General features: G+C 45.3%; 9 protein-coding genes. 3 read left to right on the top strand and 6 right to left on the bottom strand.

Translation table 11 applies throughout. From position 1 onward, the window contains the following. Nucleotides 1-110 precede the first annotated feature (110 nt). The gene (gene purL / locus CXF65_RS07860; protein ID WP_101211648.1) at nucleotides 111-4,169 is read right to left on the bottom strand and encodes a phosphoribosylformylglycinamidine synthase; all 4,059 of its coding nucleotides are present in this window, start codon (nucleotides 4,167-4,169) and stop codon (nucleotides 111-113) included. Between the two features lie 377 nt (nucleotides 4,170-4,546). Between purL and CXF65_RS07865 the strand changes: the two genes are divergently transcribed. Next, nucleotides 4,547-5,041 carry a pyridoxamine 5'-phosphate oxidase family protein gene (locus CXF65_RS07865; protein ID WP_025651904.1) on the top strand — a complete coding sequence of 165 codons (495 nt, stop codon included), beginning with the start codon at nucleotides 4,547-4,549 and terminating at the stop codon, nucleotides 5,039-5,041. Nucleotides 5,042-5,427: 386 nt separating this feature from the next. Next, complete coding sequence (locus CXF65_RS07870) at nucleotides 5,428-5,922, top strand: pyridoxamine 5'-phosphate oxidase family protein (protein ID WP_101211649.1); 495 nt, start codon at nucleotides 5,428-5,430, stop codon at nucleotides 5,920-5,922. Between the two features lie 99 nt (nucleotides 5,923-6,021). On the opposite strand, the gene CXF65_RS07875 is transcribed toward CXF65_RS07870, so the two are convergent. The 5 genes from CXF65_RS07875 to acs all read right to left on the bottom strand — a co-directional run bounded on the left by CXF65_RS07875 (nucleotide 6,022) and on the right by acs (nucleotide 12,757). Next, nucleotides 6,022-6,816: a hypothetical protein gene (locus CXF65_RS07875; protein WP_101211650.1), complete on the bottom strand. Its 795-nt coding sequence runs from the start codon at nucleotides 6,814-6,816 to the stop codon at nucleotides 6,022-6,024. Nucleotides 6,817-7,367: 551 nt separating this feature from the next. Next, nucleotides 7,368-8,048 carry a CDP-diacylglycerol--glycerol-3-phosphate 3-phosphatidyltransferase gene (gene pgsA, locus CXF65_RS07880; protein ID WP_025651901.1) on the bottom strand — a complete coding sequence of 227 codons (681 nt, stop codon included), beginning with the start codon at nucleotides 8,046-8,048 and terminating at the stop codon, nucleotides 7,368-7,370. 635 nt (nucleotides 8,049-8,683) lie between these two features. Next, nucleotides 8,684-9,109, bottom strand: coding sequence for an MgtC/SapB family protein (locus CXF65_RS07885; RefSeq protein ID WP_101211651.1), 426 nt, complete (start codon nucleotides 9,107-9,109; stop codon nucleotides 8,684-8,686). A gap of 296 nt (nucleotides 9,110-9,405) precedes the next feature. After that, nucleotides 9,406-10,563 carry an NAD(P)/FAD-dependent oxidoreductase gene (locus CXF65_RS07890; protein ID WP_101211652.1) on the bottom strand — a complete coding sequence of 386 codons (1,158 nt, stop codon included), beginning with the start codon at nucleotides 10,561-10,563 and terminating at the stop codon, nucleotides 9,406-9,408. A gap of 232 nt (nucleotides 10,564-10,795) precedes the next feature. Next, nucleotides 10,796-12,757 (bottom strand): acetate--CoA ligase, encoded by a 1,962-nt coding sequence (gene acs / locus CXF65_RS07895; protein ID WP_101211653.1) that lies wholly within the window; start codon nucleotides 12,755-12,757, stop codon nucleotides 10,796-10,798. Nucleotides 12,758-13,195: 438 nt separating this feature from the next. Here acs and CXF65_RS07900 point away from each other — a divergent pair, with 438 nt between their 5' ends. Beyond that, the gene (locus tag CXF65_RS07900) at nucleotides 13,196-14,512 is read left to right on the top strand and encodes an NAD(P)/FAD-dependent oxidoreductase (RefSeq protein ID WP_227523227.1); all 1,317 of its coding nucleotides are present in this window, start codon (nucleotides 13,196-13,198) and stop codon (nucleotides 14,510-14,512) included. Nucleotides 14,513-14,566: the final 54 nt, after the last annotated feature.

Consider the following 14,566-nt stretch of genomic DNA (forward strand, 5'->3'; position numbering starts at 1 on the left):
ATATGAACGCTAGCCTTTATTTCCAAACACTCAACTCTTAAACACAAAAAAGGTGAGCCAAAGCCCACCTTTTTTATTATCTAAAACAACTCAAACTGTATTGGCAAATATTAACGCAACCAAGCACGAGCGTTACGGAACATACGCATCCACGCGCCGTCCTCATCCCATTCTTCTGGTTTCCAGCTGTGGTTATAGGCTTTTAGCGTACGCTCAGGATGCGGCATCATAATAGTGACGCGACCATCAGTGCTACACAGACCCGTGACACCGCCGACCGAACCGTTTGGATTGAGCGGATACGTCTCAGTTGGATGACCTTGGCTATCGACATAGCGCATCGCCAGCTGACCGTGTTTTGCCATACCGTCGATTTCGTTGTTGTCTAGTGTGGCATAACCTTCACCATGCGCCACAGCGACTGGCAAGATGCTGTCTTGCATGCCTTTGAACAGGATAGACTTGGTACGCTCAATTTTCACATTGACCGTACGCGCCTCAAAACGAGCCGATTGGTTGGCGATGAATCTTGGAAAATTATCTGCACCTGGGATGAGGTCTTTTAACTGAGCCATCATCTGACAACCGTTACAGACACCAAGTGAGAAGGTATCCGGACGGGCAAAAAAGCGGACAAACTGCATGCGTAGCTCGTCATGGAACAAGATAGAATTTGCCCAGCCCGAGCCTGCGCCGAGGACATCACCGTAACTAAAGCCACCACAAGCGACCAAACCATCGAAGTCACGTAGATTGATGCGACCTTCAAGTAAATCGCTCATATGGACGTCGACCGCTTCAAAGCCTGCTTGAGTAAAGCCTGCTGCCATTTCTGTCTGACCGTTGACGCCTTGCTCACGTAGGATAGCAACTCTTGGTTTGCTGTTATCAGAATCAGCACGGCTGTTTAAGTAGGGTGCTTCGACTTTTTGATTGAGGTCAAAGTTTGGCGCTGCGATAAGCCCTTTATGGTTAGTATCAGCAATCAAGTCATATTCTTGCTGTACGCAAGCTGGATTGTCACGACGACGCGCGATTTGATAGCTGACCTGACTCCATTCTTGTTGTAATTCGCTACGGCTAAAGCTTAGAGTTTCATTACCCATGTGCAAAGGCGTTTGAATAATTAAGCTGTCTTCTTCCGAGCTTTGACCAACTAGGCTGAGCATATCGCTAACGTTAAATTCTTCTGCCAATTGCATTAATGCGGCGACATTTTCAGGCAAGACTTGGATGACCGCACCCAGCTCTTCACTGAACAGCTGACCGAGTAAGTTATCATCAGTTAATGACAGCTTGATACCTTGACGACTGGTGAATTGCATCTCAGCAATCGTTGCAAGCAAGCCACCATCACCGATATCGTGATAGGCGCTGATGACGCCTTGCGCGTTGCCCGCTTGGATAAAGTTGAAGAAATCGATTAAATCGCTTGGTTTATCGAGGTCAGGACATTCATTGCCCAATTGACTTGCCGTTTGCGCAAGGATTGAGCCACCTAGACGTAATTTACCTCTAGATAAATCAATACGGTAGAAGGCGCTATCACCGTTAATAAGTTCAGGCGTTAGGGTTTTTGCCACGTCAATAACAGGCGCAAAAGCGGTAATGACCAAGCTCATTGGCGAAACGACTGATTTATCCGTGCTGCCCTGCTTAGAATTATTGTCGTCTTCATCCGTCCAGTTAGCACGCATCGATAGCGAATCTTTACCCACTGGAATAGCGATACCGAGTGCTGGGCATAGCTCTTCACCAACGGTATATACAGCGTCGAATAATGCCGCATCTTCAACGTCTTCACCACAGGCTGCCATCCAGTTCGCTGACATGGTGATGTCAGATAGCTGTGCAATGCGCGCACCAGCGATATTGGTAATCGCTTCACCAACCGCCAGACGTGCTGAGGCTTTTGGATTAATCAAAGCAACAGGCGTACGTTCACCAACACTCATCGCTTCACCCGTCATCACCTGACCATCTAACGCAATCAAGCCTGAAGCGGTAACGGCACAATCAGCGACGGGGACTTGGTAGCGACCGACATATTGATCACGCACCACCATACCCGTGATAGAGCGGTCGCCAATGCTAATGAGGAAAGATTTGCTAGCGACAGTTGGATGACGTAAGACATCTTTGATAGATTCAGCTAGATTGACATCGCCAAGCTCAAGCGGTGGTAATTCGTTTGCTTGCACGTTAAAGCTACGCTGCATCTGCGGTGTACCACCGAGCAATACTTGCATCGGCATATCGACAGGCTGATCGTCTAGCAATTCATCGGCGACATTAAGCTGACGAATTTCGGTCGCTGTACCCAAAATCGCATACGGGCAACGCTCACGTTTACAGATAGCGTCAAACTGGGCTTGGCTCTCTGGGCGAATCGCTAAGACATAGCGCTCTTGCGCTTCATTTGACCAAATCGCCATCGGTGACATACCCGCCTCAAGCGACGGAATGTGACGTAGATTGAGCACTGCACCCATCTCATGATCGTTGACCAATTCTGGCATCGCATTGGATAGACCACCTGCCCCGACGTCATGTAGCGAGACGATTGGGTTGCCATCTTTACTGTTATTACTCACATCGATATCGTTGCCAGACTGCCCATTACCAGCTAAGGCCCAGCAGCGATCGATAACTTCCTGACAGCGACGCTCCATCTCAGCGTTATCACGCTGCACGGAGGCAAAGTCTAAGCCTTCATCAAGTGAACCACTATCGACAGAAGACGCCGCACCGCCGCCAAGACCGATTTGCATCGCAGGGCCACCAAGGACGATCAATAGATCACCCTGGCGAATGGGATTTTTCTCAATCAGGTTGCGTTTGATATTGCCATAACCCCCTGCCAGCATGATGGGCTTATGATAGCCGCGCATCTCGCTGCCGTCTTTTGCCGCTGAAGTGTCCAATTGGAAACTACGGAAATAACCGCATAAGTTTGGACGCCCAAACTCGTTAGAGAAATTGGCTGAGCCTAATGGCGCTTCGGTCATAATCTCAAGGCTGGTTGCCATACGATCCGGCGTGCCATAATCCTTGGTGCTAACCTGACCTGACTGCTCCCATTTTTCTGCTAGCTCTGGAATATGCAGATGTGACACGTGAAAACCTGTCAGACCCGCTTTTGGTTTACCGCCACGACCCGTTGCGCCCTCGTCACGAATCTCACCGCCTGCACCTGTCGCTGCACCAGCATAAGGGGCAATCGCGGTTGGATGGTTATGGGTTTCGACCTTCATTAAGATATCGATAGCTTCTTGATGGAAGCCATACGGATGCGCTGAATTAGGATCTTGAGGATCGGTAGGAATCGGGTAAAAACGCATCCCTTCTGCCCCAGCCATCACCGCCGCGTTATCTTTATAAGCTGACAAAATACCTTGTGGATTCGACTGATAAGTATTCTTAATCATTTGGAACAGTGATTTCGGCTGTACTGCACCATCGACTGTCCATTCAGCGTTAAAGATTTTATGACGGCAATGCTCTGAGTTCGCCTGTGCAAACATCATCAGCTCAACGTCGGTTGGATTGCGCTTTAGCTCATTGACGTACGCATTCATCAAGTAATCAATATCTTCGCTCGATAGCGCAAAGCCAAATTCTGTATTGGCTGCTTCTAGTGCCGTACGACCTTGTCCAATCACATCGATATGATTAAGCGATGCTGGCTGCTCATCATCAAACAGCTTATTCACCTCATTTAAATCATAAACCAAGCTCTGCGTCATACGGTCAAACAATAATTGCTCAGCGGCTTTAGGTAACGTGTTATTGGTTGCACCTACCTCACCGTCTGTTTTTGCATCAATCGTTAGGGTATAAACGATGACGCGCTCGACACGGTTAATCTCAATATCACAGTTATTAAAGATATCGGTCGCTTTACTGGCCCACGGCGATATGGTGCCAAAACGCGGTGCAACGATAACTTGTAATTGGTTATCTTGCGGCGCGGCAAGTTGGATATCTTGCTTAATGCCAAACAGGTCCAGCGCTTTTTTCTGCTCATCACCTTCAAGCGTCCGTGATAGCACATAAACTTGCTGAGTATGGATGTGGCTGACATTTAGCTCGGTTTTTTGCTGGAACTGACTGATGAGTTGCTGCGTCTGAAAATCGGTAAGAAACGGTTGTCCGGCGATGGTCATCATAAAGGCATAATCCGTAAGATCAAGGCATCTCTGCCATGCAAAGTAAATGGTCTACGTATTATAACAAGAAGCCCTGTAATAAGCAGGTAAAAGCAGGATAAATTGCCAACAAAATGCGCTAACGGCTCAGACAGCTTTTTACTCAATCATTGTATATTTTACAAACACTCACATCGCATTACGGGCAACCTATATAAATGCGTGGCGTGCTATCGGTATTCTACAACGAGCTAATAATGATAATAATTAATAGCGATTGGTATTCAAAATAACGGGTGATTCGAAACAGCCGATCATTCGGAATAACTGGTCATTCAAAATAAAAAGCAGACCCTCAATTTAAAACCATCATAATTTTAAAAATATAAGGATGTACCATGAGTAAGCAAGAGAGTATCGACAAAATCCAAGCGGTCATTAAAGACGTAAAATTTGCCATGATGAGCACCATCAATAGCAAAGGCGACTTGCACGCTTGGCCAATGACCACCAGCGAGACCAGTCTTGGTGGCAAAGAGATTTGGTTCATCGGTGATAAGTCATCAGACGTGGTAAAAGACATTCAAGATAATCCAAAAGTCGGTCTATCTTATGCCACCCAAGATGATAAAAATTACGTTTCTATCAGTGGTAACGCTGAATTATCGACCGACAAAGCCAAATTGGATGAGCTATGGTCACCAGTCTACAATGCATTCTTTGAGCATGGTAAAGAAGATCCAGAGGTACAACTGATCAAGGTCGTTCCTCATGGTGCTGAGTGCTGGTTAAGCGGTAGCACTACTGTCAATATGTTCAAAATGGCTGCGGCTGCTTTACAAGATGGCAAAACCGCTGAAGGTATCGGTGAGCAATTTTCCGTCTCTCTATAACCTTTTATAATATTTTATAGCCTTGTGATATTTTTATTTAGCGTGAAACTTACTTAGCACGACTTTTATTAATATAAAAAAACATGAGCACTTTGATCGTCAGTAGGGTTTTGCCTGCTGGCGTTTTTTATGGGTCAATTTTGATTATCATGTGTGCTTAAAAAGTCTATCGTTATAAACTTACAAACCTTCACAGCCCATTACAGACCACCTGTATAGTTCTATTAGCTGATTTAGCTATATTGATAACTGGTTATAGATTTATAAGAAATGTCGTTAAAGACAAGTAATTTTTATAACGTTTCGATTTATATCGGCATCGCTTTTTTAGTTACTTTTTAATAACTTTCGAACCCTAAAATCTTAAATAGTAAAGGATAACTATTATGAATAAACAAGCGCAAATGGACACCATTCAAGCGATGGTAAAAGACATTAAATACACCATGATGACCACACGCAATGGCGAGAACCATCTGCATTCTTGCCCGATGAATACCACTGAAACCAGTATTGGTGCCAAAGAGATTTGGTTTATCGGCCATAAGCCGTCTGAAACTGTCGATAACATTAAGCAAAATGCAGAAGTAAATTTATCATATACCACGAAAGGCGATGATAAGTATTTGTCTATTTCTGGTACCGCTGAATTGGTCGAAGATAAAGAAAAACTCGATGAGCTATGGTCGGTTATGTATAACGCTTATTTTGAACAAGGCAAAGAAGACCCAAGAGTTCAGCTGATAAAAGTCACGCCACATGGAGCGGAATACTGGGCAAATGGCAATGCGATCACCAGCGCGGTCAAAATGACGGCGGCGGCAGTTACTGATACCGCGATCGAAAAAAGCTTAGGTGAGAATTTTTCGATCGAGCTGTAGTATTTTCATGATTAAGTAGAAGCAAAATAATTGGAGATACAAGTAATAAAAACGCCAGTGGCTTGATGCGACTGGCGTTTTTATTACTTGTATTCGTCACTATTGCGGTGGTTTCGCGTAGCCATCGTCTGCTGGGAAAGCTTGTGGCTGTTTTGATTTTGGTCTCGATTGCTTAGGATCATAAAGCTCATAAATGACCGTGCCAATCACCCCAGTATTTTCTATAGAACCACTATCCGTATTGGCGGCATAGGCGTTATCTGGCTTGCTGAAAATAAAAGAAGCGACAGCGCTTTGACTCTTACGGAAGCCTTCAATGACTAAATCGTCGTTAGGCTCTAACACATAACCGCTGTCATAACGGCTGGCAGTGCTACCATCGAGGACATTTAAGCCATCGACACTAGCGACGATTTCATAAGTATTGGCACTATTATTGCGATACACCAGACGGTAGGCTTCGCCTGCTTTTCCTTGCAGATAATAGTTACCAGCGTCACGATATAAAGGCAAAGTACCCATATCCGTCGCCACTGAAAAATCAACTTTACCCGCTACTAACGATCGACTATTTAGGGCACGACCTTGATAATTTTTGTCAGCATAAGCAACTTGCATCTGCTCGATAGGTTCGTCACTGGTACGACGTAGGTCAACAGTGGTCACAGCCGAGTCCACATCATCACCCCACTGAGTGCCCAAGCGCTCTGACTCCGTAGCGTCTTGTACCGATGCTTCTGCCTGTCGATTTGCAGCCATGTCTTGCGAGGCTTCTGCTTGTGTACTTTGTGCTGCATCGGCTGTTTCTTGTTGCATGCTTGGCGATGAAGAACAACCGCTTAATAACCCAAGCAATAAAAGGGCAGCGACCGACTGTTTTTTGTATATTGCCATGTCTATTTCCTTATTCTGATGACGTTTCATCGTACCTTTATCCAGTTCTCTTGTATTTTGTTTACTATTTTGAGTATAGCTTAACAATACATTCAAGCAAAGTTTAAAATAAATTGGCGATATTACACATAGGGTCAAAATATCCTAAAAACGCCACGGTATTGCTGGTATATCGATATGACTTTTCACTCACTATATTAGGGTCTGTTGAACATTCAAATATTAGAACTGCTGATCGCTAAAATCGCACCAAACTAGGCGTAAACCGACGATAATGTCGAGACCTTAGCTAGGTTTATAACAACGTTTGGGGTGGTTTTAGCATCAGCCTTTCAGGGCAGGACTATTTTTTGCCAATACATGGCGAAATTGTCTAACCTAGAATGACTAGGCGTCAAAAATTTCACTGCGCATTGTCTAAAAAATAGCCACTGCCAGTGCCACATTTGAATGTTCAACAGACCCTAAAAATTAAACAATAAAAAACGCCAGTGGCTCGATGCGACTGGCGTTTTTTATGCAGACTCAAATGACTGTTAAATCAAGAAAAGCTAACCGCTTTGTTTTAAATAAGGCCACGCCGCTTTTAGATAAATAAACATCGACCACAAGGTTAAAATCACTGCCGCGACCATCAATACATAGCCGATCATTTCGAGCGATTCCCAGTTTAGTAGCAATACCGTGATAGCAATCATCTGAAAAGTGGTTTTTAACTTACCCACATAAGACACTGCCACACTGGTACTTTTACCCAGCTCCGCCATCCATTCGCGTAATGCCGACACCGCAATCTCACGTGAGATAATCACAATGGCAGCAATCGCCATAATGATATTGGGATGCCACTGTACCAATATAATCAGGGCGGCTGCGACCATGAGTTTATCAGCGACGGGATCCAAAAAGCGGCCAAACGCGGAGACCACATTCAGCTTACGTGCAAAGTAACCATCTAGCCAATCAGTAATCGCTGCTAAGATAAACACGCCAGTCAATAGTAAGTGACGTAATAAGCTGTCGCTGAACTCACTCATACCAACCCGGGCGATGACGTTATCCGATATGGCTGGCATCCCGATACCCATGGCTGGTGGCCAGTAGGCAATCGCCACAAATAGCGGAATCATTAAGATACGCGCAATCGTCAGATTATTGGGCAAGTTAAAAATACTTTTGGTATTTTGTGCACTTGACGGTTCCTGCGTATGCACTTGCGTATGGTCAGTCATGGCAAACCCAGTTTAGTAGAGACATAATAATGGCGGATAGCTTAGCATTTTTCCAGCAGGTCGTCATGCCATCTCTTTATGTATTGTTTTTTTTCATACTCAAAAACGTCAATTACCTTTGTTTTAGAACACCAATTATTGACTAACAAAAGCTGAAAGGCTTATAGCGCCATGTACTGCACCTAACCTTGGTACGCCGTAAATACTTGTCATTGGGTAAGTGAGATTATTCATTGAATAAAAGTTTTTCAAAACATGACAATGTATGAGATCACCTAAAAACGTAATGTCATGTAACCAAAATAGTCAAATAAGAATTATTTACGCTATGATAGCGATGCTGATAAAACAGTTGTACACTTAGAATTGTAAGCAGATATATATACGCATTGAATTATCAATGATTACCCTAATCTCAGTTGAACAATAGCAAAGAAAACCAATAACAAGAAAACCAATAATAACAAGTTACTATCACTGCCCTGTAGTCCATCTACACGATCAGTTTTCCTCAGCCCACAGCACCTCCTCTGTGGGCTCTTTTTTGTCTATAAATCCTTGATATTGTTAAATAATTTAGGAAGTAGTGGTTGATTTCTCGGCGCTCGTTGTCGTTACTAATAGGCTGTCACCATTTACTTTTTGACTTTAAACGGCTCTGAGAATTGTAAGATTAAAAAACCCACAATCGATAATATGATGGCGATTTCATAACGACCGTAAGCAACCGAGATACCAATAGCGCCCGTGTTCCACAAACTTGCCGCTGTCGCTGTGCCTTTCGAGCCTTCTTCGTTTTTAAAAATGGCACCACCACCGATAAAGCCCATACCAGTAATGATGGCATACATGATTCTCGCCTCCCCAGTGGCGTCATAGATATCCATGCCTACGAGCATAAAGGCACAGGAGGCAATAGTGACCAAGGGAAAGGTTCTAAGCCCAGCGCCGTTGTCCTTCATTTCACGGTTTAGGGCGATAGGCAGTGATAGAATGAAAGCGATACCCAATTGGAAAAAGTGGTACGCCATTAAGCCCAAGTCCAAATCAAACTTAAACATTGTTTACTGCCCTCCCTTGCCTTTTTAGCTTTGTGACGTGGCTGTTCATACGGCTTAATCAACGTATCAGAGAGTTGCCAAGCTGGACAAAACCTCTTGATGGTCAGTTCAAGATACTTTGAATATAAACAAAAAGAAAGCGAGTAAAAGGACTCTAAATAAGTAATATCAGAGAACTTGATGCCTTAAGAAACTTCTATAGGGCTGGGCGTGTCCTCAATTCTAATGATGGTTATCTTAACAGGCTAAAAATAAGGGTAAGATTAACCAAACCCCACGCATCATTACATCCCTTATTACATCCCTTCAGTGATTGCCCTAACCGTCTCTGCTGCTATTTTGTAGCAACTTTCAATATTGCCGTGTCCACACCAATCGCCACTCACGATCCATTGATGCCGCTGATCGACCAAAATACCCAGACTTTTGTTATCATCGACAATCGTTGCTGCATAACGCCAACGATGACAATCGATCTGGGTAGGTGCGGTTTGAGCACTCCAATTCAGCGCTTGTTTGGCCGCTGTTAGTAATTGCGCTTTTATGGTCTCTATATCCTCATCGACATGGGTTTCTGACCAGTCATTACGCGCATGGATAGTCACGCTTGGCAGTAGTGCACTATGAGCAGGCTTTTGATGCTCAATGAATATTCTATCTAATGGCGAATTATTGACGTAAGCTACATCCCATCTTACTGATGCCTGACTCGTAAAGATCGCAGGTAACTGTGGCACCTCATCCCAGCCTAGCATCAATGTATAACACGCCTGCATTTTTGGCTTAGTAATATCAGCTTGTCTCGCAAAGCCGCTATCTGCCATCAATTCTAGCGCCTGAGCATTTGGCGCGGTACAAATCACCCAATCAAAGCCGCCAAGACTGTTGCCCTCTTCATCGAACAGTTCCGTTTTGCTATCAGCACTATTTTCCTCTACAAAATGCGCTTTATGTAATGGCGCGACACGGGTTTTAAATGCTATGCGGGTATGCTGCAACTCATCGGCCAATGCACGCCCCCAGCTGGTCATTTTTGGGGTGCTGATATAACGTGCATGCTTTGTATCCCACTGCTCTTTTGGCTCGATTTGAGGCATATGCCCATCTTCATTAGCAAGAGTCAAATGAACCACTTGCGCAAGCCACGGCTGCAATAGGCGACTATCAAGCCAAGGACGGATAAATTGTTTAAAACGGTCTGTTTTGACTGTAAAGCACTGCGCGCCAAAGCCCCATTGCCAGTTGTTGCCCGTCTTTTCATCGGTACGGTAGCGAGTCGCCAGACGCCCCACGCTACGGGATTTTTCAAAGATGGTTATTTGTACCTTTGACTCTTGACGCTTAGCCAATTCCCGCTCAAGCAAAGTGGCCGTAAACAATCCCGTCAAACCGCCACCTATAATGGCGATTTTTGGTACTGAGGTATGTGCAGAGGGTGCAGAATGATCAGTCATAATGACAGTAGGCCTTTTACAATATCGTTGATTCAATATAAGTCGTCAGAAAATAGCATTTATAAGCATAGCATATTACTTTTGATTGGCTGGTTTTTAGATAATATTGAACCTTTAATAGGCCCTAATATCAATAACCTCTGCGTAAAAAAGCCATGCTACCTTTAATAGCATGGCTTATGTGAACATTTATAAAGTAGATGTTATTTTATTTATCAAGTGCTCATGACCACTATGCCGCACGTTCGGCTTTGACCACCTCGACCAGTTGATTGATGACTGAGCTGTCTGCAAGGGTAGACAAATCCCCCAGTCCAACATATTGCCCAGCGGCAAGATTGCGTAAGATGCGGCGCATAATTTTGCCCGAGCGGGTCTTTGGCAGCGCATCGACGATATAGATAGCATCCAAGTTGGCAATCGGCCCAATCTCTGCACGCACATGACGGTTTAGCTCCGCCTTTAGCGACTCGCTTGAAGCTTCACCCGACTTGAGAATGACAAAGGCACATATCCCCATACCGCGGATATCATGCGGCATACCGACAATAGCGGCCTCCGCAGTCGCAGGATGAGCCACTACGGCGCTTTCGATTTCTGCCGTACCCAATCGATGTCCAGAGACATTGAGCACGTCATCGACACGGCCGGTAATCCAATAGTGTCCATCTTCGTCACGCTGCGCGCCATCACCGGTAAAATAATAACCCGGATACTCTGTAAAGTAAGTCTGCAAAAAGCGCTTATGATCATTATAGATGGTACGCATCTGTCCCGGCCAGCTACTATTAATAGCCAAGTTGCCTTCAGCAGAGCCTTCGAGTGCCACGCCGTCACTATCGACGATTTCTGGTCTGATGCCATACAACGGATTCATCGCAGCGCCCGGCTTCATATTGACCGTGCCCGGTATTGGTGCCATGAGAATACCGCCCGTCTCGGTCTGCCACCACGTATCGACAATCGGACATTTGCCATCACCAACAACGTGATAATACCAATCCCACGCTTCGGGGTTGATCGGCTCCCCAACTGACCCAAGCAAGCGCAAGCTTGAGCGATCCGACTCCCGAACGAAGGTATCCCCCTCTTTCATCATTGCTCTAATAGCCGTCGGTGCGGTGTATAAAATAGTCACATCATGCTTGTCGATAATATGACCAATACGCGCCCAAGTTGGATACTCTGGCACTCCTTCGAACATCAGAGTCGTCGTGCCATTGGCAAGCGGTGCATAGGTCGCATAAGTATGACCAGTCACCCAACCGACATCGGCTGTACACCAAAAGACATCGTCTTCTTTGACATCGAAGACGTCTCGAAAGGTCGATAGCACATAAGTAATATAGCCCCCAGTGGTATGCAGCACGCCTTTGGGCTTACCTGTCGAGCCAGAAGTGTATAATAAAAACAACGGATCCTCGGCATTCATCACCTCAGGTTCGCACTGCTCTGACTCACCGTCGACCAAATTATGATACCAAATATCACGGCGACCACTCATCGGTACAGAGTTACCCGTACGATGCACAACAACGACTCTTTCTACACTGTCTGTGCCATCCATATCCAAGGCACGATCGACATTGGCTTTGAGCGGCGTATGCTTATTACCGCGCAGCCCCTCATCAGCTGTAATGACAATTTTGGACTGGCTATCAATCAAGCGATTGCCCAAGCTCTCAGCAGAGAAGCCGCCAAATACTACAGAATGGATAGCACCGATACGTGCACATGCCAGCATAGCGATCATCGCCTCTGGTATCATGGGCATATACAAGGTCACACGATCGCCTTTTTTGACGCCAAGCTTACGCATCGCGTTGCCTAGGCGACATACCGCCGCATGCAATTCTTTGAAGGAGATAATTTTGTGTAGGGAGGGATGATCACCTTCCCAAATAATAGCGGGTTTGTAAGGGTTGTTTTTTAGATGTCGATCGAGGCAATTGACTGAGATATTCAGCTCGCCATCTTCAAACCACTTGATACGAAAATCATCTAAATCATAATTAACGTCGCTGATCTTGGTGGGTTTTTTGATCCAATCAATCAGCTCAGCGCGCTCAGCCCAAAAAGCGTCGTTCGCTTCATGCGACTCGATAGACCTTTTATAGTCTGCAGCGTATTGCTCAGCTGTCGTATTGGCAGCAGCGGCAAACTCAGCTGCAACGGGAAATGATTTTTGAGTCATAGTCATCGTCCTCTTCTAATTATTATGACCTGTATAACGGATCGTCAATAACGAGTAGCTATAGAGGCAATAAGGGTCATCTTCCATAATGTGTGACACTCAATGATAGTTTGACAAATTAGCGCAACGGTTGCAAGGCATCAACGCTCAATCATAACAATTCCGCTGCACAACTTATCATTAGTGACTCGCTATAAAATCTATAGTCAGTAAAAAGTCATATCGATAGATCACGCACGGCTGATATCAATTTTTCTTGCTATTTCTAACAACGTGTTTATCGCGGCTTTTAACGACCTTGAGATTTAATCCTTGTAACCTCTGGTTAAATATGGACAATAGCCACTCTAAAGATTATGTTTGGCTAATATAGGCAAAACCCTAAGCTATAAAAGTAAGCTGGGCATATTATTTTTACCTTTTTAAACTTATCGCTTTATGGAACCAATCGCAATGGACAATCAGCGTACAGGACACTCTCATACCTATTATGATGTCATCATCATTGGCGCTGGTGCGTCAGGGTTGTATTGCGCGCTCACGGCCGGTCGCCGTGGTCGCCGCGTATTGGTCCTAGATCATGCCAATAAAGCGGGTAAAAAAATCCTGATGTCAGGTGGTGGACGCTGTAACTTTACCAATTACTTCGTCGAGCCTGAGCACTTTATCGGTGCCAATCAGCATTTTTGTAAGTCAGCACTGAGTCGTTATCCCAGCTGGGAGTTCATCGGTATGGTGGAAGCGCACAAAATTCGCTATCACGAGCGCGAGCACGGGCAGCTGTTCTGTGATGACTCTGCACAAGATATTTTGACCATGCTACTTGACGAATGTAGCGCGGTAGGCGTGCAAGTAAAGCTAAATGCGCAGGTTGAAAGCGTTCAAGCGGTTAAAAATGATAAAAATGCCCGATTTGAATTACTGACAACCAAGCAACTCAGCAAAAAAGACAAGCAAGAGAGAAAAGAATCAGGCAATCAAGCTAAGCTGCCGCAAACAGGCTACCGCTGCGAATCGTTAGTAGTGGCGACAGGCGGACTGTCTATCCCAACCATGGGTGCTAGCGGCTTGGGCTATGAATTGGCGCAGCAGTTTGGCCATCAGCTCATCTCCACTGATGCCAGCCTCGTACCCTTTACTTTTACGGATAAAACCGGCGATCTTATCCGTGCTTTGGCGGGTATCAGTCTGCCGGTGATTGCCAGTAATGAGCGTATCTCCTTTAAGTTGCCAATACTGTTTACCCATCGCGGGCTCTCTGGCCCTGCCATGTTGCAGTTGTCAAATTATTGGCAGACTGGCGAAAGCATCCGTATTAATTTGCTGCCAGATATCGATGTGACGGCGCTTTTCCTCGCTCATAAAAAGTCGCATCCAAGGCAGCTCATCCGTACCGTTTTGGCCGACTATACCGATAGTGCCTTACCCAAAAAGCTACTGGCGGCCCTACAGACGCACCTGTGGGACGATATAAAAGATACCGAGCTTGCCAATATTAAAGACGAACGTCTGACCGAACTGGGGGTGACGCTCAACGGCTGGCAGTTAAAACCATCCGGCACTGAAGGCTATCGGACGGCTGAAGTCACCCGTGGCGGCGTCAATACAGATGAAGTCTCGTCAAAAACCATGCAAAGCAATTTTCAGGACAGGCTGTACTTTATCGGTGAAGTATTGGATGTCACAGGTTGGCTCGGTGGCTACAACTTCCAATGGGCGTGGGCCAGTGGTTTTGTCTGTGGTGAAGTGGTTTGATAAAACAAGACACTTAAGGTCTGTTGAACATTTAAATCTTATCGTTAAGTGAAC

The organism is Psychrobacter sp. Sarcosine-3u-12 (assembly GCF_002836005.1).
Taxonomy (GTDB): domain Bacteria; phylum Pseudomonadota; class Gammaproteobacteria; order Pseudomonadales; family Moraxellaceae; genus Psychrobacter; species Psychrobacter okhotskensis.